This is a genomic window from Dictyoglomus turgidum DSM 6724, from assembly GCF_000021645.1.
In the GTDB taxonomy this organism is placed as follows: domain Bacteria; phylum Dictyoglomota; class Dictyoglomia; order Dictyoglomales; family Dictyoglomaceae; genus Dictyoglomus; species Dictyoglomus turgidum.
On the sequence record NC_011661.1, the window covers coordinates 158713 to 180583 of the forward strand.

Annotated in this window: 18 protein-coding genes; 9 read left to right on the forward strand and 9 right to left on the reverse strand. The window is 33.2% G+C overall.

Features of this window, described 5'->3' with window-relative positions:
* Positions 1-154: 154 nt before the first annotated feature.
* The 3 genes from DTUR_RS00830 to hpt are packed head-to-tail and all read left to right on the forward strand — an operon-like array spanning position 155 to position 2728.
* Positions 155-1264 (forward strand): iron-containing alcohol dehydrogenase, encoded by a 1110-nt coding sequence (locus DTUR_RS00830; RefSeq protein WP_012582583.1) that lies wholly within the window; start codon positions 155-157, stop codon positions 1262-1264.
* A 2-nt stretch (positions 1265-1266) separates the two neighbouring features.
* On the forward strand, positions 1267-2199 hold the full coding sequence (locus DTUR_RS00835) for a cytidylate kinase family protein (RefSeq protein WP_012582584.1): 933 nt from the start codon (positions 1267-1269) through the stop codon (positions 2197-2199).
* A 4-nt stretch (positions 2200-2203) separates the two neighbouring features.
* Positions 2204-2728 carry a hypoxanthine phosphoribosyltransferase gene (hpt, locus tag DTUR_RS00840; RefSeq protein WP_012582585.1) on the forward strand — a complete coding sequence of 175 codons (525 nt, stop codon included), beginning with the start codon at positions 2204-2206 and terminating at the stop codon, positions 2726-2728.
* On the opposite strand, the gene DTUR_RS00845 is transcribed toward hpt, so the two are convergent.
* The 8 genes from DTUR_RS00845 to DTUR_RS00880 form a co-directional block, all read right to left on the reverse strand.
* The gene (locus DTUR_RS00845; RefSeq protein WP_012582586.1) at positions 2725-3090 is read right to left on the reverse strand and encodes a PadR family transcriptional regulator; all 366 of its coding nucleotides are present in this window, start codon (positions 3088-3090) and stop codon (positions 2725-2727) included. The genes hpt and DTUR_RS00845 overlap by 4 nt on opposite strands.
* A gap of 138 nt (positions 3091-3228) precedes the next feature.
* Complete coding sequence (locus DTUR_RS00850; protein ID WP_012582587.1) at positions 3229-5562, reverse strand: glycoside hydrolase family 31 protein; 2334 nt, start codon at positions 5560-5562, stop codon at positions 3229-3231.
* Positions 5563-5587: 25 nt separating this feature from the next.
* A complete protein-coding gene (locus tag DTUR_RS00855) occupies positions 5588-7645 on the reverse strand; it encodes a discoidin domain-containing protein (RefSeq protein ID WP_012582588.1) in 2058 nt (685 codons plus the stop codon).
* Positions 7646-7661: 16 nt separating this feature from the next.
* A complete protein-coding gene (locus tag DTUR_RS00860) occupies positions 7662-8540 on the reverse strand; it encodes a carbohydrate ABC transporter permease (protein ID WP_012582589.1) in 879 nt (292 codons plus the stop codon).
* Positions 8541-8555: 15 nt separating this feature from the next.
* Positions 8556-9428, reverse strand: coding sequence for a carbohydrate ABC transporter permease (locus DTUR_RS00865; RefSeq protein ID WP_012582590.1), 873 nt, complete (start codon positions 9426-9428; stop codon positions 8556-8558).
* Between the two features lie 48 nt (positions 9429-9476).
* A complete protein-coding gene (locus tag DTUR_RS00870; RefSeq protein ID WP_012582591.1) occupies positions 9477-10853 on the reverse strand; it encodes an ABC transporter substrate-binding protein in 1377 nt (458 codons plus the stop codon).
* Between the two features lie 34 nt (positions 10854-10887).
* A complete protein-coding gene (locus DTUR_RS00875) occupies positions 10888-11403 on the reverse strand; it encodes a hypothetical protein (protein WP_012582592.1) in 516 nt (171 codons plus the stop codon).
* 244 nt (positions 11404-11647) lie between these two features.
* Positions 11648-12679 carry a LacI family DNA-binding transcriptional regulator gene (locus tag DTUR_RS00880; RefSeq protein ID WP_012582593.1) on the reverse strand — a complete coding sequence of 344 codons (1032 nt, stop codon included), beginning with the start codon at positions 12677-12679 and terminating at the stop codon, positions 11648-11650.
* A 613-nt stretch (positions 12680-13292) separates the two neighbouring features.
* Here DTUR_RS00880 and DTUR_RS00885 point away from each other — a divergent pair.
* The 5 genes from DTUR_RS00885 to DTUR_RS00905 all read left to right on the forward strand — a co-directional run bounded on the left by DTUR_RS00885 (position 13293) and on the right by DTUR_RS00905 (position 19982).
* On the forward strand, positions 13293-13496 hold the full coding sequence (locus tag DTUR_RS00885) for a P-II family nitrogen regulator (protein ID WP_164930940.1): 204 nt from the start codon (positions 13293-13295) through the stop codon (positions 13494-13496).
* A gap of 253 nt (positions 13497-13749) precedes the next feature.
* A complete protein-coding gene (gene glnA, locus DTUR_RS00890) occupies positions 13750-15090 on the forward strand; it encodes a type I glutamate--ammonia ligase (protein ID WP_012582594.1) in 1341 nt (446 codons plus the stop codon).
* 108 nt (positions 15091-15198) lie between these two features.
* On the forward strand, positions 15199-16425 hold the full coding sequence (locus DTUR_RS00895) for a M48 family metallopeptidase (protein WP_012582595.1): 1227 nt from the start codon (positions 15199-15201) through the stop codon (positions 16423-16425).
* Between the two features lie 8 nt (positions 16426-16433).
* Positions 16434-18014 (forward strand): NAD+ synthase, encoded by a 1581-nt coding sequence (locus DTUR_RS00900; RefSeq protein WP_012582596.1) that lies wholly within the window; start codon positions 16434-16436, stop codon positions 18012-18014.
* Between the two features lie 45 nt (positions 18015-18059).
* Entirely contained in the window at positions 18060-19982 is a 1923-nt protein-coding gene (locus tag DTUR_RS00905) for a transketolase (RefSeq protein ID WP_012582597.1), read from the forward strand.
* Positions 19983-20029: 47 nt separating this feature from the next.
* Here DTUR_RS00905 and DTUR_RS00910 read toward each other — a convergent pair whose 3' ends face one another.
* A complete protein-coding gene (locus DTUR_RS00910; protein ID WP_164930941.1) occupies positions 20030-20956 on the reverse strand; it encodes a hypothetical protein in 927 nt (308 codons plus the stop codon).
* A gap of 98 nt (positions 20957-21054) precedes the next feature.
* Between DTUR_RS00910 and DTUR_RS00915 the strand changes: the two genes are divergently transcribed.
* The gene (locus DTUR_RS00915; protein ID WP_012582599.1) at positions 21055-21864 is read left to right on the forward strand and encodes a histidinol-phosphatase; all 810 of its coding nucleotides are present in this window, start codon (positions 21055-21057) and stop codon (positions 21862-21864) included.
* The last annotated feature ends 7 nt before the right edge of the window (positions 21865-21871 follow it).

Sequence of the window (21871 nt, forward strand, 5' to 3'; positions counted from 1 at the left end):
ATATAAGAATAGCCCAAAACTCATAAGAAGGCTTATAATTCCAAGTATTTCTACCACTTTACTTAAGCTCTTCATTTTTCGCACTCCTTTAAGAATTTGTTAAAGTATATTATAATATTGTTTGTATGAAATTAAAAGGAGGAAATAGCCTATAATGGCAAATATCTTAGAAATTCCCAAAAAGGTTATATATGGCAGGGGGAGCATATCAGTTATAGGAAGTGAACTCAAAAAAATTGGAAACAAATTTTTATTTCTCACCGGCAAGTCTTCACTTAAAAAAAGTGGACACTTAGATAAAATTGTGGAAGAGGTTAAAAAATATGATCTTGAAGTAATAGTAATAACTGGCATACCTTCTGAGCCCAATGTAGATGTAGTTTATCAGATTTGTGACAAAATTACAGGAAATAATTTTGATGGAATTGTGGGCATTGGGGGAGGAAGTGTAATGGATATGGCAAAAATTATTGCTTTTCGTCTAAAGACTAAGTTAAATCCTATAGATGCTAAAGGTAAAGAAGTAGAAGATGCCCTCCCTATAATTGCTATCCCAACTACTTCGGGTACTGGCAGTGAAGCCACAAAATTTGCGGTAATAACCGATGATGTAGTAAAGGATAAATTCATAATTATGGGAAGCGCTTTAATACCAACCCTTACCATAATTGACCCAGAATTAACCTTTACCATGCCTCCCCTTGTAGCAGCATCAACAGGAATAGATGCTTTTTCACATGCCATAGAATCCTATTTATCAAGAAACTCAACCCCAATAGTAGAATATTTTTCAAAGTCTGCCATAGTAGATATATATAACTTCTTACCAGAGGCAGTGTTAAACCAATTAGAAAGTGCAAAAGAAAGAATGGCTTACGCAGCTTTTTGGGCAGGTGTGGCTATAAACAATACAAAAACCACTTTAGTACATGCTATGTCCAGGCCCTTAGGAGGAATCTATAAGATTCCCCATGGTATAGCAAATGGAATCTTACTTCCAGCCTATTTAAGATTCAATGCTCCTTTTATCTCCGATGAAAAATATAAATTCTTAAAAAACACCTTAGGAGGAGATCCTCCAGAAAAAGTAGAAGAGTTACTTAAAAAATTAAATCTTCCCACTAAAATTTCTCAGGTAGTCAGAGAAAAAATAGATCTTGATCTTTTAGTAAAAAGAACTTTGGAAGCTAAATTCAATGTGGAAAACAATATAAGACCCGTAAAAGAAGAGGATGTATACAATCTATTTTATGAAGTAATGTAAAAATGAGTAAGATAAAGCTTATTACTGTCTCAAGAGATTTTGGAATTGACATTGACCATATAATAGAAAGGATATCAAGTAAAGTAAATGGAGAAATTATTGATAAGCAGAAGATTTTGAATTATCTAAAAGAGATAAATATAAATGTAGAAGAATTCATTAAAAAAGAAAAAGAATTAATATATGGAAAAAAAGATAAAGAATTCATAGAAGACTACAAAAAATACATAAAAGAAGGAGTAAAACTAATAATTGAAGAAAAAGATTCTATTTTATTCCTATTAGGAAGGGGAGGACAATTTATATTTAGAGATGAAGATTATGCTTTTCATTTAAATATTTTTGCACCATTAAATTTTAGAATAAAGTACTTAACTCAAAAATATCTCCTTCCTGAAGAAAAAGCCCTGGAGATAATAAAAGAAAAAGATTTTGAGAGAGAAGCTTTTTACAGTATAATGTTCGGTACAGATTGGAAAAATCCATATCTGTACAATTTAGTTATTGACCGCTCAGTTTTTACCCCTGAAGAAATCGAAGACATGATCTTAAAGATCATTGAGAAAAAAGAAATTTCAAAAATTCAACTCGAACAAATACCTCTTCCCACAAAACCTAATTTTGCCAACAAAAGCGAAGAAGAATTTGCAAAAATTTTATCTTTCTATCAAATAAGATGGGAATATGAACCAAGAACCTTTCCCTTAGAATGGGATAGTGAAGGAAATATTGTTGAATCTTTTACTCCCGATTTTTACCTTCCTGATTTTGATCTTTATATTGAGCTAACTTTACAAAAGCCAAGGGTTATGAGTGAAAAACTTAAAAAAATTAAAAAACTAAAAGAGCTATATCCTAATATTAAAATAAAACTTTTCTATGGAAAAGAATATGAAAAACTACTTGCTAAATTTGGTGTTATGGGAATAAGATAAAGCTATGGAAAAGATTGGTAAAATCTTATTTACAAAAGAAGAAATAGAAAAGAGGATAAAAGAATTAGGAGAAGAAATAAGCAAAGATTATATATACAAAGATTTAGTCCTTGCTTGTGTTCTAAAAGGAGCAGTATATTTTACAGTGGATCTTACAAGAAATCTAAGTGTACCTTTTGTATTAGACTTTATCTCTATCTTAAGTTATGGATCTTCAAGGGAGAGTCAAGGCATTGTCAGGATAATAAAAGATCTTGATGTGAATATATATAATAAAGATGTTTTAATAATTGAGGATATTGTGGACACAGGGTTAACTCTATCTTATTTAATAAGAAACCTTCAAGCCAAAAATCCATCCTCCATAAAAGTCTGTACTCTGCTTGACTGCCCCGGAAGAAGAATAATAGATATAGATGTAGATTATAAGGGATTTGAAATACCAAATTATTACGTCATAGGATATGGCCTTGATTACAAAGAAAAATATAGAAATCTACCTTATATTGCAATTCTTGAAGAGTTTTAGAATTTCTTTGAACTTAATTCAAGAAACTTATTAATATAATCCTGCATCTCTTCAATATGCTTTATAATGTCCTCCCTTAATCTCTCACCTTCCGAAGTAAGTCTATACACTTTCTTGGCAGGACCCGTACCTTCCAAATCCCATCTACTCACAATAATTCCTTCCTCTTCAAGATCCTTCAAAATTCTATATCCTCTTCCCATACCACCTATCCCTGGAGAAAGAAGATTTGGAAAAATCTCACTTAAAGAAGAAATAAGTTCATATCCATGAAGCTCTCTCTCAGAAAGAGAGATTACTATCCATGCCCTTAACCAGAACGTGGGTGAAAGTCCTGTAATTCTTGTCCTGCACTTTTTCACTTTCATCCCTCCTATATTCCATTTTTATATATATGATAAGTTTATTTATTTGTCAAGGGGGGAGAAGAGGATAAATAACTACTATAATTAATAACTCAGGGAGAAGGCACCCTATTCCTTCCCCCTTGAGTAATTACCTTAAAGCTTTATCTTTATATGATCTTTATCCTCTATTACGAATTCTTTATCAAGGTATCTTACTTTAAACCATTTCCTATCTGAGTTATATTCTTTGTGAATATATTTTATCTCAAAACTTCTTTCATCTATCTTAAATTTTATCAAGTTATAGATTCCTTTTTCATAATCCCATGATATGCCATCATCCTCATAGTATGTGAATTCACCCTTGCCAGGATAAATAAGAATTTCTAAAGTTTCTTGTTTCTTCTCACCGATATAGTTTTGAGGTTCCCAAAGAGGAATTATACTTCCTTCTCTAATAAAGATTGGTATTTTATCAAGGGGAGCTTTTATTGAAATATAGTCAGGTCCTTTATATATTTTCCCCTCCCAGAAGTCATACCACAACCCCTCTGGAAGATAAACCACCCTTGCTCTTACTCCTTCCTGATAAATGGGCGCCACAAGAATAAAAGGTCCCAATAAGAATTCGTCATAGTTATGAATAGCCTCTTTATCGTTAGGAAATTCAAGAATTAAAGACCTTATAAGGGGAATTCCTTTTTCCTTTGCCTCCCAAAACAGAGAATAAAAATATGGGATAAGCCTATATCTCAGCTTAATATACTCTTTTGAGATCTCCTCAACTTCTTTTGAAAACGCCCATGGTTCTTGTGATCTTGTATTTAATTCGGAGTGATTTCTAAAAAAGGGATAAAAAATACCAAGTTCTATCCACCTTACAAAAAGCTCTGGAGAAGAATCAAGACCAAATCCTCCTACATCTGCCCCAATAAAAGGTACACCAGATATTCCCAGATTTTGAAGCATAGGGATACTTATATAAAGATGCTCCCACCAACTTTTATTGTCTCCTGTCCATACTGCCGAATATTTCTGCACACCTGAAAAACCTGCCCTTGTAATTATTAATGGTCTTACATTAGGATTTCCCCTTCTCCATCCTTCATAACTTGCTTTTGCCATTAAAAGTCCATAAACATTGTGGATTTCATCATGAGTAAATTCTCCCTTTTCTCCATGCACCACATCCTTAGGAAAGGTCTTGTCATAAAAAATCTCATCATTATGATCAGAGAAAATTCCCCAAAAAGTATTGTGCCTCTCCCAAGACCTTGAGAAAATATCCATAGGATGAGAGAAAGAAGAAGGCTCATTCATATCATTCCATATCCCAGAAACCCCAGCCTCAGTAAGTCTCTTTTGCTTTTCCCCCCACCAATCTCTAACTTCCTTTTTTGTAAAATCAGGAAAAGCACATTCCCCAGGCCAAACATATCCTACATATATTTCTCCAGTGGACCTCCTGCAAAAAAAGTCTTTTTCTACCCCTTCTCTATAAATCTCATAATTAATATCTTTTTTAACTCCTGGATCCACAATAGGTACTATTTTAAAGCCCATATTATTCAAATCTTCTATCATATTCTTTATATTTGGAAATCTCTCCTCATCAAAGGTAAAAACCCTAAATCCATCCATGTGATCAATATCCATATAAAGCACATCACAAGGAATATCTTTCTCTCTAAATTTTCTTGCAATATCCATAAGCATTTCCTTATTCTTATATCCCCATTTTGACTGCTGATATCCAAGAGCAAAAAGAGGAGGCATGTAATATCTTCCCGTAAGGAGAGTATAATTCTCAATTACCTCCTTAGGAGTAGGACCATAAATAAAATAGTAATCAAGTTCTCCATTGTCGGCATAAAAATAGTAATATTTTGAGCTTTCTTCCCCTAAATTAAAGTAAGTCCTAAAAGTATTATCAAAGAAAATGCCATAAGAAAACTCACTATTCCAGGCAAGAAAGAAGGGATGAGATTGATAAAGAGGATCAGTATGAGGATAATGATGAGGATCATCAGTATTCCAATTGATGTATTTTTTCCCTTTTTTATTAAGTCCTCCCATCTTTTCTCCAAGTCCTAAAAAAGCCTCTTCTTTTTCAAAGTTCTTAAAGGAAAATACTTTATCTTTATACTTTGCATATCCATAGTTTTTATAATCTGAATGAATAAGCTCATCCTCTTTTGTATAGATCTTTATATTGGGAATATTTTTATTTATAACTACCTTAAGAATTTCTGTGCTTAGTATTATATTTTCTTCTTTTTCCTCTACTGTAAAATCAATTTTAGGAAGATCTTTCTCTATGGCAAAGGAGTAGTTATGCCTCCAAGCTTTATTTTTGGAAAAGTGAAATCTTATGATCTTTTCATTAATAACCTCTATCTTTAGATCTTCACTACCTATTAATAACAAACTTTTTCCCTTCTTTTCCCATGAAACTATCTTTGACCACGGCTTTGTTCTCTCCATCATATTTCTTACTCTCCTTACTTAAATTTTATTCATTCACCTCATCAGAATAAATTTCTAACTCCCCTATTTGTCCTCCTGTAGCCCCCGTATTCGCATAAAAAATGATCTGCACAAATCTTACTTCCGTAGGCTCTTTCAACTTGATATCTACAATATTACTTGTAAGAGGATCAAAGATATAGTCTGATTTAGGAACAAGAGTAAGATATTCATTTCCATCTAAGCTGTATTTAATCTCAAAACTTTGAATTCTTTTACTCCATATCCTATCTGGATTTAAAGCAATCCGTATAGTATGTATTTTATATATCTTTTCAAGATCAATAGTTATTATGTTAGGATAGGAATTAGCTTTTCCCTCCCAATAGCTTTTAATCTTTCCATCATTAGCATACCTTTCCCTATAAACATCTTGAAATCCATTAGCAGTAATAGGCTTCTTAAGAGCCACATTAACCCCAGAAGGTTTCTCAGGAACTATAGGCTGAAACCTCTTAAAGTTTTCTGGAACTTGAGCTTCTGTTTGTTCTGGGGTTTTAATCACTTTCACAAATTCAGGCTTTATATTGGAAAGAGAACTTAACACTTTTGGATCATATTTTCTACCCGTAGTCTCACTTTCTCCCACAAAACTTATTTTCACATTTTTTACAAAAAGATTTATTTTAAACTTTCCTTCTTCAAGGGTTTTAATTTTCTTACCTAAAATTTCCAGATTTTTAATTGACACATTTTCTACAGTATGCTTCTCATCATATCCAATAATCCTTGAAGGAGGAAAATTACCCCTAAGAACCCTTACATTTTCCACATATACATCCCTTATATTTCCTCTTTCTTTTGTGGAAGACCATTGGCTCGCAAGTACTGCAAAATCAATCAATTGATTATTTTCTCCCGCATCTCCTTGTCCCATAAGAGCATTTTCTACTACTATATTCTCATAATAGATATTCTTTACCAGAGCGTCATCACTATTGTGAATACTTATTACAGGTTTGTGAAAGTTATATAAAACTGTTATATTCCTAAAGCTAATATCAGAAATCACAGCATTCTCTTTTTTCCCTTTGTTAGTCTCATAGCCTATTTCCATAGACTGGGCAAGATCGGTCCATATTTGGATGTTATTAAAATTTATAAATTTTGAATCCACAGAATAATTTTTAACCACAAGACTATCATCCCAACTTCTTACAAAAGAATCAGAAACATTAATATTTTTGGAAGATTGAATAGTTATACCATCGCCATTTTGCCTTGCAGTAATTATTTTTACATTTTTGACTATAGTATTTTCACATTCAAACAAATTCAATGCCCAGGCATTTGGATTTGTAATAATAATTCCCTCTATAGTGATTCCTTTACTATTCCTCAAGTTAATAGGAACCCTCGCCGTTTCTCCTGGAGTAAGCCAATTCTTCCATATACTTCCATCAATAATCCCTCTTCCTCTTATAGTCACATTATTTAAAAATATTCCATGAATAGTAGTATGAAGTACTGCTCCGCCAGCAATATATAGAGTTTGCCCACTTTGAAGAGGGATATCCTCTATAGTCCACTCTCCAGGTCCTATATAAACAACATTAGGATCACTCCTATCAGGTACATTTTCCTCAAGGGGATTTGCAAATATATGCAGAGCTCTATCTGGAGAGTTATTAAATATTACAGTGTAAAATCCGGGTTCTTCTATATAGAAACTTATAACTTTTCCCTGAATAGTAGGCTTAATATTATATGAAGATGGTAAGACATTACAACTTTTTATATCTTTAGCAGTGGATATTTCAATTTTTAATTTTCCCCCTTCATAATCAAAATAACACATAGGAGTTGAAGAAAGCTTAATCTCTTCACTTCCCATCCATCTTCTGTTAGGATTTACAGGAATATCATACACAAAGACATCATGTCCTCCTACTTTAACTTTAATATCATTCGCAGGTTTCATAGTTTTAGGCGCCTCATAGATTACCAATTTAGGATTTGTTATGTTTTGGGCAAAATTCACTTTTATGCTTAAAGCCATAAACAAAAACAATAACAAAAGAAAGAAGATTCTTAAAGGCTTCATAGAGAACACCTCCTATTTATCCTTTTATTCCTCCTCGGGTCATTCCCTCCATCATATATTTTTGGAAAAAGGCAAAAAGCAATATGGGAGGGATTATTGAAAAAGTAACTGCTCTTATAATATCCACATCAGTAGCAACACTGGTCCTAAATTGAAATAATCTTACCATTACTGTTTCTTTTCCTGTGTTATTAAGAAGAAGATAAGGTAAAAGAAAATCTGACCAAGCACCATTTATGGTGAAGATTGTAATAACCGTATTTATGGGATAACTCAAAGGAAAAACAACCTTAAAAAATATGGACCACTCTCCAGCACCATCTATTCTCGCAGCCTCTATTATGGATTGAGGTATAGAATCAAAAAAGTTTTTATAAAGTATTACAAAGAAGGCATTAGCTCCTGCAGAAAGCCAAAGGGGTATAAAACTTCCTTGCAATCCCAATCTCACTATGTTTATAAAAAGAGGAACAATACTTGTAGTGGTAGGAATCATTAAACTCCAAAGCAGAAGGTAATAAATAAGTTTATACCCTTTAGGTTTTATCTTAGAGAGAGCATAACCCAATAAGCCATTGCCAATAACAGCAAAAAATATGCTTCCAACCACAACTATAAAAGAATTTAAATAAAATCTTCCAAAATTTAAGATCTTCCAAGTCTCAATAAATTTATTTATATCATAGGTCCTTGGGAAAATTTTAGGCTCATTAACAAATTCTCTTAAGTCCTTAAAACCTGAAAGTATGGTCCATAGGATAGGAAATACTGCTATAAAGACTGCTATTAAACTTACTAAATACACCAAAATATATAAAAATCTTATCGCGTTCCTCTTAAAATCATAACTTCTCAATATTCCATAATCCTTTTTTAAGGAGAATAACCTATTCATTGCCTACCTCCAATCTTACCCCTCGTTTTCCTTTACCAGCTTGTTATATACAGCAGTTAAGAGAACAAGTATTAGTGCGATTATTACAGAGATGGACGCAGCCTTAGGATAGTCAAATTTCTCAAAGGCATATTTGTATACCAGAAGCATTAAAGTAGTAGAAGCATTATTAGGACCCCCATTGGTAAGAACTAAAGGTTCATAAAGCACCTGGAAGACAAAAATTACTTGAAGTATCAAAAGGGTTCTCGCCAAATTATAAATTTGAGGAAGAGTAATATACCTTAATCTTTGCCATATACCTGCTCCGTCAATGGTGGCAGCCTCATAAAGCTCTGGATCTATCCCCTGTAACCTTGCTAAGTATATAAGGGTAGTTGCTCCCGCTGAACGCCACGTCATAAATAGAACAATAAGGGGAATAACTAAATGAGATTTGGTAAGCCATGCCTGAGGAGGAATTCCTAATTGTCCCAAAATTATGTTTAAAAGTCCTGTTTTACCAGCTTTATATATATAAAGCCACATTATTGCCACAGCAAGTCCAGGAATTACATTAGGTAAATAAACCGATACTCTAAAAAAACCCTTAAAATGGATAATTTCGTTTATAATAATGGCAAGAATTATAGGAACCAAAAAGCCTATAACTAAGGACCAAAAGGTGTAGGAAAAAGTATTTAAAAAAGCAGCTTTAAAATCTGGATGTTGAATAACCTCTATATAATTTTGAAAACCTACAAATTTCTCAAGCCTTATGCCCTTTGCTGAATAAAAGGACATCACTATACTTGCCAAAAGTGGCTCCCATAGAAAGAAGATAAAAAGTATAATTGAAGGAAGCATTATTAACCATCCAGCTATATCTCTTCTATATTTTTTAAGCATTCTATATTCCTCCTACAGCAATATGGGGGCACATAAGTGCCCCCTTTATTACTTTTTGTTTACGTACATATCTAACATCTTTTGTAGATTGTTATTTGCAATATCAAGAAGCTTTTTAACATCAGCATTTTTATCACTTACTACCGCTTGTAATACCTTAGTTAGTTCCGCATACATATCCTGGGTTAAATAAGGCTCCTCGGGTCGTAATACGTTAGGCTTCTTTATCCAATTGTAATAATCATTATATAATCTCATATCCACATTTCTATACTGTTTTACTATTTCTTCTTGAGCTTTTAACCAATCCTTCGCTATCCATGCAGGAAAGGATGGAATTACGGGGACCCCATTTTTTACTCTATTTTCTGCATCTGCTCTCATTCCTGCAAGAGACTCTGGTGTAACTATAGGCGCCTTACCCATTATCTCTAAGAAATTCAACGCAGCCATAACCTCGTCAGAACTTGCTTTAGCACTAAACATATAAGGAGTACCCCCCATGAGAGAGTAATGATGACCTTTAGGTCCTGCTGGAACAGGAACAATAGCAAGTTTATCAATAGACATGCCATATACTTGGGTAGGCTGATTTACTGCATCTTGAGCCCCAAGATACATAGCAGCTCTTCCTGTAGCTATAGCCTCAAAGCCAGATCCCCAATCCTCGCTGGTAGGATCGTCAGTAAGGACATCATATTTCCATTTCAAATCTTTGACAAAATTCATTGCTGTAACAACTTCGGGAGAGTTTAAATTGGCATACCATTTACCATTTTTTTGTACCTCAAGCTTAGCCCCAAAATTCCATGCTATCTGTGTAAAATGCCATCCTCCAGCATTGTCTTTTGCAAGAAGACAAAAACCTGCTCTGCCTGTCTTGTCCTTTATAATCTTAGCAGCCTTTGCAAGCTCGTCCCATGTCTTTGGATATTTAGGGGTTCCATCAGGATTCATTAAACCAGCTTTTTCAAAAAGTTCTAGATTTAGATACATACCAAGGGCATAGGCGTCCCTTGGGACCCCATAGATCCTATTATTTTTAGAAAGTATCTGCTTTACTGATGGGTTCATTAAGGTATCCCATCCTTTTTTCTTGAGCTCATTGGTTATATCTTTGACAAAACCACCTGCAATCAGTTTTTGAGGTTCTGTAAACCATGTTTCAAAAATAGTTGGTAAATTTCCCGACTCTGCAAGGGGAACAAAAGTATCAGGAGAATACTTATAGGTTGCTGGCACCACTTGTACATTAGGATATTTTTTCTCAAACTCTTTTTTCCATTTCTCAAACATCTCTACATCACTCTTTAAAGTAGGCTCAGGCCACATTCCAAGCTTCAATATAATCTTTTTCTGAGCAAAAACTTCTGAGCCTAAAAAGACTAAGAGAAAAAGTAAGATAAATACAAAAATCTTTTTCATTTTCTTTTCACTCCCCCCAATTTTTTCCCAAAAACTACTTAGTGTATTTTGTAGGATTGTTGGTTAATATCATACTTTTAACATATATCTTTGCTTTTATAGCTCCTGCCTTATTAAAAGCAAGGTCTGGCTCTGCCTTAGTCCCATCACCCCAATTTTTCAAACCATGAGCAAACAAATCAATTACATAAGTTTTAAAATCAGTAGTTAGTGTTATCCCCCAATCGGTAAAGGTCTTTTTCAAATTACCGAGGGTCATAACTATATTTTGGGCATCCTTAGGATCATCAGCCTTAATTGTAATTACCACATACCTATAGTCTTCTGCTTCCATAAAATCATCTTTAAAATTTAAAGTCATCCATGCATTTTCAATACTTGAATCAAAAACTAATACTCCATTTTCTAGCTTATATGCTGGTCCATAGGGTCCCCAATAACCTTCCCCATTTTGTTCCTCAAATTTTGTAGCAACAATAAAATCGTCATCTGCGAAAGTAAAAGCTAAAAGAAGTACTAAGATTAAAAGCCCTAAAAGACATTTCTTCATTTTTAGAATACCTCCTTTTAAAAATTAAACTTTAAACAAGGTTCTATTATATTAAGTTAAACGTTAAACTTAAAACTAATATTTCAACCCCCCTTTCTTATTTAAAGTAAAACTTCATTACTTTAACGTTAAACTTAACAAAGTTTAAAATCAATTTAATAAATCCTTCAAGCCATTTTAACAGGATAAAACCATTATTCTTCTCAAAAAAATATAAGCTTTTCTTCGATTTTTAAATTATTCCTCAATTTTTCTTAATATCTCTTACACTTTCTCTCTCAACAATCCTTACAGGAAGTATCACTGTTCTTTCTTTTATAACTTTTCCTTCAAGATAATCTATAAGCATTCTCGCTGCAATAGTCCCCTTAACTTCCACATCTTGATGAATAGTAGTAAGCCTTGGTGAAGTTATAAGACTTATATCAAGATCATCAAAACCTACAATTGATACCTCCTCGGGAATTTTCACCCCCATTTCAATAAGTCCACTCATAATGCCAGCAGCCATAATATCAGCAGTAACAAATATAGCTGTAAAATCTTTCCTTTTACTTAACTTTCTCCCCAATTCTATACATTCTTCTACCCTTGTCCCATGCTCGTAAATATGCTCAGATTTAAAAGGAATACCATAATCCTCTAATGCTCTTTTATATCCCTTCAACCTCTCTTCAAGCACACCCTTGGGTTTAATTTTGGGAGACACAAATAAAATCTCTCTATGTCCTTTTTCTATTAAATACCTTGTAGCCAAGTATCCTCCTTTAAAATCCTCAAGCCCAACCTTCAAAAATTTATCTCCATCTACATAACTATCTATAAGTACTACAGGAATATCTGTATTTAGGAGTGCTTCGTAGAATTCATCCTCAAAAATTCCAGTTACTATAACTCCATCAAGATTCCATGTTTTTAAAAGAGAAATAAGCTCATCCTTATCGTTTACCGTACGAAGCATAATAAAATATCCCCTTTTACTTAATTCTTTCTCTACACCACCTAAAAAGACAGTATGAAAAGGATCTTGTATAAAACTTCCCCTTGCAGTAGGTATCAAACAATTAATAACTCCAATTATCTTTGAATTTCTTTTTACTAAGGATCGGGCAAGCATATTGGGTATATAGCCTTTTTCCTCTATAATCTTTTCAATCCTTTTTACCGTTTCTGGAGAAACATGTTCATATTTTTTATGGATAACATTGGAAACTGTCGTAGGACTTACCCCAGCCTCCTTTGCAATATCCTTTATAGTAATACCATTCTTCTTCATGCTTTCACCCTAACTAAAAAAATTTTTAAGTATATTATACATGTACTATGAAAGTAGCAGTTGCCCAAATAAATCTTACTATAGGAGAATTATATAGAAAGGGCTATTTCACAACAGGCTGAAATTATTATTTTCCCAGAACTTGCTATTCTTGGTTATCTTCTTTGAAAACTCTCTCAACAAACCATATAACATAGATCCAGTTAAGAACTTAGTCAAAAAAGGAATAGACCTTATGGTTAATATCTCTGCTTCTCCTTACCACTTTGGGGAAAAGAAGCTAAGATATGACATACTAAAACATATTGCTAAAAAGTATGGCAAAAAAATTATATAAGTTAGTCAGGAGGATGGACTATTTTAATAAAATCAGTAGTGTCTTGTAGTAAGTGCTTTAGGAAATAATAACGTTTCAGGAATATTAATTTCCTCAGGGTATTCTTCTCTAAAAATACTTGACAAACTTAATAAACCTATTATGGATCTTGCAGAAGAAAATCTTCAAGCAAGGTTATATGGTGCTTTTCAATGGGCAATGAGTCTGAGCTTGCGTTAGATTATAGTACTATTTACAAGGGAGTAAAAATTTTCTTCAGGGGTTGATAAGTGAAAAATGAAAAATATGGAGAGGAGAAAATACAGAATTGAGCTATTGCCCAAAATAAAAATAGAGATAGTAGTAAAAGATTCTGACAGTGAAGTCATTATTAAGGCGATAATAGAAAGTGCAAAAACTAAAGAGGTAGGAGATGGTAAGATATTTGTCTTAGATATAAAGGAGGCCATAAGGATAAGAACAGGAGAAAGAAGAGAATAAGCAATCTAAAATGATTTTCATATCGGTAATATATTGCCGTATACCTTTATAAAAATTATATCTTGACAAAAAACTAATTCACAATAATATAATTAAAAGTTTTAAACAAAGACGTTTAAAGAGCAATGGCGCTTCAATTTTAGTAATCCTCTAAATTACAAAATCAAATTCCCAAGGAGGTGAGAATAAGGTAAAATATTCTTAATATTGAAAATTATTTTGTAAAAAAGAATTAAGAAGGAGGAGAAAAATTATGGCTAACAGTTTTCCAAAAACAAAAGAAGAAATTCTAAAATATGTTAAAGAAAATAATGTCTACTTTATAGAAATCTGGTTTGCAGATATTTTAGGTTATTTGAAAAGCTTCACTATTACAGCTCATGAATTAGAAAAAGCCTTTGAGGAAGGATTAGGATTTGATGGCTCATCAGTAAGAGGATTCACAAGAATTGAGGAAAGCGATATGATCGCATTTCCAGAACCAGAAACCTTCACTATCTTGCCTTGGAGACCCCAGGACAAAAAAGTAGCAAGAATGTTTGCAACTATTGTAGAACCAAGTGGAAAACCCTTTGAAGGAGATCCAAGAAATGTTTTAAGAAGAGTACTTTCAAGGGCGAAAGAGATGGGATTTACCTACTATGTAGGACCTGAATTAGAATATTTCTATTTTAAATCCCCAAGCCCTAATCTAGAGGTCTTAGACTGGGGAGGGTATTTTGATTTAATTCCAAGGGATGAAGCTATAGATTTAAGACACCAGACAGTATCAATGTTAGAAGAAATGGGAATTGAAGTAGAGTTTACCCACCATGAGGTAGCCCCCTCTCAACATGAGATAGATTTTCGCTATGCCGAGGCTTTAACTATGGCAGATACTGTTATGACTGCAAGGTTAGCCATAAAGGAAGTAGCATATCTTAACGGAGTATATGCTACCTTTATGCCAAAGCCTTTATTTGGACAAAATGGTTCTGGGATGCACGTTCACATGAGTTTATTCAAAGATGGTAAAAATGCTTTCTTTGATCCTCATGATAAATATCATCTCTCTGATACTGCAAAACACTTTATTGCGGGCCTCTTAAAACATGCAAAGGAAATAACTCTTATCACTAATCAATGGGTAAATTCTTATAAGAGATTAGTTCCTGGATATGAGGCTCCTGTTTACATATCTTGGGCTATGAGAAATAGATCTGATCTAATAAGAGTTCCTATGTATAAGCCAGGAAAAGAAGAAGCTACAAGAATTGAGTATAGAGCACCTGATCCTGCATGTAATCCGTATTTAGCCTTTGCTGTAATGCTTGCTGCAGGTCTTGAAGGAATAGAAAAGAAATATCCTCTCCCAGAGCCAGTAGAAGAAAATGTCTATCATATGACGGAGGAAGAAAGAAAGAAAAAGGGAATTGAAAGTCTTCCTGGAAGCCTAATTGAAGCTATAGAAATTACTGAAAAAAGCGAAGTAGTGAAAAAAGCCCTAGGAGAGCATGTTTTTACAAATTTCATAGAGAATAAGAAGATTGAGTGGGACAATTATAGAAGGCAGGTGACTACTTACGAGTTAGAGACCTATTTACCTGTCCTATAAAAAAGAGGGGGACCATATAGTCTCCCTCTTATCCTCTTTTTGAAAAAATAGCTATCTGTGAAGTATAATATAATCGTTTTTCGCCAAGCTTAACAATAGGAGGACAGCATGTTTTTAGGGATATTCTTAATATTTATTATTGGCAAAGTCTTAATCCATGCTTACCTTAATCTGAGAAACTTAAAACACTCTCTTTCTCACAAAGAAGTTCCAGAAGTGCTCAAAGATATAATAACCAACGAAGAACTAAAAAAAGCTCAAGAGTATTTAAAAGACAATACTGTTTTGGGCTTAATTAGTCAGGCTTTTGATCTAATCTTTACATTAATTTTCTTGTTTTTATTTTATCCCTACATTGAAAAAATTGTATCCTCAATCACCTCATCCTTTATTATGCAAGGATTATTATTTTTTGGTATTTCCGGACTTATAAATCTAATCTTATCTCTTCCTTTTGAGGTTTATGATATCTTTGTTATAGAACAAAAATATGGCTTTAATACAATGACTCCAAAGATATTTATTCTTGACATTATAAAATCAATAATACTCTCTATAATATTAGGAGTTCCTATACTCTCTCTTTTACTTTACATAATTAAAACAGATCCAAACTTCTGGTGGAAATTTGCTCTCGTAATAGTCTTATTTGAAATCTTTGTGTATTATATATATCCTATACTTATAGCTCCTCTTTTTAATAAATTTACTCCCTTAGAAGAAGGAGATTTAAAAAATAGAATTATTGAAATAGTAAATAAAGCTGGATTCAAAGTGAATAATATTTTTGTTATGGATGCCTCTCGTAGAACTAAAAAACAAAATGCCTATCTTACCGGTTTTGGAAAAACAAGAAGAGTAGTACTATTTGATACTATGCTTTCTTATCCTCAAGAAGAAATACTTGCTGTCCTTGCCCACGAATTAGGTCATCATAAAAAGAAACATATTCCCAAATTATTAATTTTATCCATAGTTTTTTACCTACTATACATCTATCTAACATTTTTTGTATATAAGAATGCTCCTTTTAGTAAATATTTTGGAATTACTAAAGAGTTTAGCATTCTTCTATATTCCTTCTTATTTGTCTCTTCCATATTTTATTTTATAAATCCCTTAGTAAATGCCTTATCGAGAAAATTTGAATATGAAGCCGATAAATTCTCAGCCGAGGTTTTTGGGAATCCTTTTCCTTTAACTAATGCCCTTAAGAGATTAATAAAAGAAAATCTCTCCAACATTTATCCTGATCCTATATTTCGTACCTGGTATTACTCCCATCCAGCCCCCGTAGAAAGGATATATAACTTATTAACCTTTCAAGAGAAATGAGGAACCATATGAAAATCACTATAGCTCAGATAAATCCTATCATTGGAGATATAGAAGGAAATTTCATAAAAATAAAAGATGCTATATTAAAAGCTCTATCAGATAAAAGTGATATCGTCGTTTTCTCAGAGCTTTCCCTTTTAGGCTATCCTCCTTTTGATCTTTTAAAGAATAATATTATTAAGAATAAGATAGAGGAAGGTGTAAAAAGAATTTTACAAGAAAATTTTCCCATAAATATCCTTTTAGGTGCGCCTTATTTTGAAGATAACAGAATTTATAACAGCATATATTGGATAAAGGAGAATAAAATAATAAAAAGAATTGATAAATTCTACTTTTCTAATGACCCAATAGGACAAGGGAATTATTTCTCTTATGGAACTCCTGATTTTCTTGAGATAGACAACAAAAAAATTGGTTTATTTATTGGTGATGACTTTATTTTTTCTTCAGACCATTCAAATTACAAGGATTACTTAAAAACTTCTGATCTAATTCTCATAATATCGTCTTCTTTTTACTACTTTGGAAAAAGACAGGAAAGGATAGAAAAAATATCCCAATTAGCTAAAGGAATTGAGAAAGAAGTTATTTATGTAAATCAGGTAGGAGGAAATGGGGAATTAATCTTTGAAGGGGGAAGTTTAGCAATCTCTAAAAAGGGAGAACTACTCTTTGAGGGAGAAATTTTTAAAGAAGATATTAAAACAATAGATCTAAAAAATCTTTACCCCACATCCTCTAAAGGAGAGGATATTTCCTTTTTATACGATGGACTCGTCTTAGGAGTTAGGGACTTTATAAAAAAATCAGGTTTTCAAAAGGCCGTAATAGGACTTTCGGGAGGAATAGATTCAGCCCTTGTGGCATGTATAGCTAGAGAAGCCTTAGGAGAGGAGAATGTCCTTGGTGTTAGTCTTCCCTCTATCTACACATCAAGAGAGAGTATTGAAGATGCCGAAAAACTTTCTAAAAATTTAGGAATTGAATTCAGAATAATCCCAATAAGTGATATCTTCTATTCTTATTTAAAAGAATTAAATCCATCAGGAAATCCTATAATGGATGTGGCTGAAGAAAATTTACAATCAAGAATAAGAGGAAATCTTTTAATGTTCATATCAAACCGAGAAGAATATATTCTTCTTGCAACAGGAAATAGATCTGAAGCCCTTACAGGATACTGCACTTTATATGGAGATACTGCAGGAGCATTAGAGGTTATAGGAGACATATATAAAACCACTGTTTATGAACTTGCAAATTATGTAAATAAAAATAATGAAATCATTCCTCAAAATATACTTGCAAAAGCTCCTTCAGCTGAATTAAGACCAGGCCAAAAAGATGAAGATTCTCTTCCCCCCTACTCTATTCTTGATCCTATACTAAAGGCCTATGTAGACGAAAATAAGTCTTTAGAAGAAATAGTTCAAATGGGATATAAAAGGGAAATTGTTAAAACTGTAATTGAGAAGGTAGAAAGGAGTGAGTATAAGAGAAGACAAATTCCCCCTGTTTTAAGAATAAGATCAAAGAACCCCTTAAAGGAACGAATTTTTCCATTGGTTTACAAAATCATATGATATAATTCTTTAGATTAAGTTTCAGAAATAGGAGGTGTAAGTTTCATGAGAAGAAATCGTTTTACAGCTGAGCAAATAGATGAAAAGGATATGGAGTACCTGAAAACCCTTGCCCATAAGTGTAGAGGTGATATCCTAAAAATGACAACCCTTGCTGGTTCAGGACATCCAGGTGGATCCATGTCCTCCATTGAAATGTACTTAACTTTATACTACTTTGCCAATGTAGATCCCAAAGATCCTAAAAACCCCGATAGGGATAGGATTATTATCAGCCATGGACATACTTCTCCAGGAGTATATTCTGCCCTTGGAAACTTAGGTTTCTTCAATATTGATGAGGCTATAGCCTATTTTAGGCTCGCAGGAAGTATCTTTGAAGGTCACGTAGAAAGATATGTCCCTGGAGTTGAATGGAGCACTGGAAATTTAGGACAAGGACTTTCTGCAGGATGTGGAATGGCTCTTTCTGCAAAACTTCTTAAAAAAGATTTTCATGTTTTTGTAGTTATGGGAGATGGAGAACAACAAAAGGGCCAGATCTCTGAGGCAAGAAGGTTTGCTAAGAAATATAATCTCTCTAATTTGACAGTACTTATAGATTATAACAAGCTACAACTTTCGGGACCTCTTTCGGAAATAATGCCTCAGAATATTAAAGAAAATTATCTTTCAGATGGTTGGGAAGTAATAGAGGTAGATGGACATGATTTTGAAGCATTGTATAAAGCCATAAGAGAAGCAATCTATGATAACAAACCCACTGCTATTCTTGCCCATACTATTATGGGCAAAGGCGTATCTTTTATGGAAAATAAATTTGAATTTCATGGAAGAGCATTAAAACCCGACGAATATAAAAGAGCTTTAGAAGAGTTGGGAATTGAAGATGACTTAGAAAAGTATAAAAAAATGAGAGAAGAATTTAAACCTTCTGGAAAACATGTAATAGAGCCTTATCCTATAAACATTGAAACAGGTACCCCTATAACTTATGAAAAAGATGCAAAGATTGACAATAGAGGCGCCTTTGGAAAAGCTCTCACAGATCTTGGAAGGTTAAATGTAGGAAAAGAAGATAAAACTCCTATAGCAGTGGTAGACTGCGACTTGATGGAATCAGTAAGAACTCATGAGTTTAGTAAAATAGCTCCTGAAAACTTCTTTGAAGTAGGTATCCAGGAACACAATGCAGCAACCCTTGCAGGAGCTCTTTCTTCTCAAGGAGTTATCACCTTTTTTGCAGATTTTGGAGTCTTTGGAGTTGACGAAACCTATAATCAACACAGATTAAATGATATCAACTTTACAAATTTAAAAGTTATTGTAACCCACTGTGGTCTTGATGTGGGAGAAGATGGCAAAACCCATCAGTGTATTGACTATATAGGAGCTTTTAGAAATTTATTTGGCTTTAAGATTATTGTACCTGCAGATGGAAACCAAACCGATAGAGTAATAAGATATGTGGCAAAAGAATTTGGAAACTTCTTAGTTGCCATGGGAAGATCAGTAGCTCCAATAATCACCGATGAAAATGGAAATCCTCTCTTTGGAGGAAATTATGAATTCATTTATGGAAAGATGGACAAGGTAAGAGATGGAGACAAAGCTACCATTATAGCTTGTGGTCCTATGGTGGCAAAAGCGGTTCAGGTATGGGAAAAACTAAAAGAAAAAGGAATAAAGATTAAAGTATTTAATTTCACCTCTCCTAAAGAAATTGATTGGAACGCCCTATCTGAAGCTGCAAAAACAGGATTCATATTAACCTATGAAGATCATAATGTACATACGGGTATAGGAAATGTAATAGCAGAAGCCCTCTTAGAAGGAGGATATAAGGTAAAATTTAAGAAATTGGGAGTAAAAGAATACGGTCTTTCTGGAAAACCTGATGCTCTATATAAATTCCAAGGATTAGATGTGGACTCTGTGGTAGACTTGATACTTAGAGAACTCAAATAAACTCAAAAGGGGAGGTATAAATCCTCCCCTTGTTAAGTTTTCTACTATTAATCTCTCCTAAATACATTCTCTTCTGTTGGGGGCCAAAGAACATTTTCTTCCTGCATAAGATTAAAAGTATAAAGTTCCACATTCTCTGCCACAATCTCTTCTCTTTCCCTGATTGCTCTAAGAAGTCTTGCATAAAGCCTCTCTATCTCCTTAGCTAAATAATAAAGCTCTTCGTTAGACTCAATTTTACAACTCCAAGTCTTTTTATCAAATTTTATATTTATAGGTCCCTGATAACTCTCTAAAGGAAGCAACATTAACTCGGTAGTATTTTGTCCCCATTTTTCCACCAAGGTTCTTGCAATAGCTGAAAGGAGCTTTTCAGAAAATTCTATAATCTTCCTCCTTGCTTCTTGCTCCCAAAGTTCAAGATAATCTTTTACTTCTATAGTATCAAGGGCATATACACTAATAAATCCATAAGGGGGAAGTATAACAGGAGGAGGATTAGTAGATTTGCCTTTCTTAAAAATCCAAAACTTAACATCTTCGGCACTTCTATACAAAACTACACCACTGAACTCTCTATTTTGCAGAGCTGTAAAAAATTTGGTTGGTATTATAGTATTGGCATCTAAATCCACATAAAGGGGAGTTCCTACATAAATGGCAGAAAGTACAAGAATAAGAACCATATCGGTAGGATAGTAAGTAATCTTTCCATATCCCTGTTGGATTTGCCTCATTATAAAATCAACCGCCTCTGTTCTCTCAAGAACCTTATTATTCTCTACCTTTGCAAAAAAGGCTTTACCTTCAAAAACAAATATGGCACCACGCCCATTATCCGAATTATAAACAATAACACCTGTAGCTTTTTCATTTCTTAATTTCTTAATAAACCTTTCTGCATTAAGCAAAGCAGCAGGGAGATTTTCAAATTCAGGTTTTACCCTTTCTAAAAGATACATAAACTCTTTCATAACATTTCCCCCATAATAAAAATTCCCTGTAAAAGTTTAACATAAAATAAGATAAAATAAAAGATATTAATTAAGAAAGAACTATGGAGGTAAAAAATATGCTAATAGACTATCATATGCACTTAGAAAGAGGACCCTTTGAGGAAAATTGGTGGCTCAAATTTTATGAAAAAGCAAAAGAAAGGAACATTAAAGAATTAGGTATTTCTGAGCATGGACATCGCTTTAAAGAATTTAGACCCATTTACAATCATCTCCCCATAACTGAATCCTGGTGTGATAGTAATCTTTACGAATATAAAGAATTTACTATGTTCTTGAAGAAAAAATACAACCTAAAAATTGGGCTTGAAATGGACTACTTTCCTGAAAAAGAAAAAGAGATAAAAGAACTTTTACAAGAATACAATTTCTTTGATTATGTTTTAGGTTCGGTGCATTTTATAGACCAGGGATTTGGATTTGATATAGATCCTAATGATCCTCGTTGGACTGAAAGGGATATTGAGGAAATATTTGAGGATTACTTTGATAAAGTAGAAAAACTTATAAAAAGCAACCTGTTTGACGTGATAGCTCATCTTGATGTGGTCAAACTTTGGGGTGTAAGAAAACCTAAGAACCTCAATAATTTATACGAAAAGATAGCTAAGGTTATCATAAATTCTAACATATCCTTAGAATTAAATACCGCCGGTTGGAGAAAACCTGTAAACGAAGTCTACCCATCTCCTGAATTTCTAAGAATATTAGCCCCTTATGATGTTCCTTTAACTTTTGGAGCAGACGCCCATACTCCAGAAGATGTGGGAAGAGATATTCAGAAAGCATATAATTTAGCAAAAGAATTAGGATTTAAGAAGTTATCAATTTTCAACAAAAGAGATAAAATTGTAGTAGACCTTTGAAGAAAGG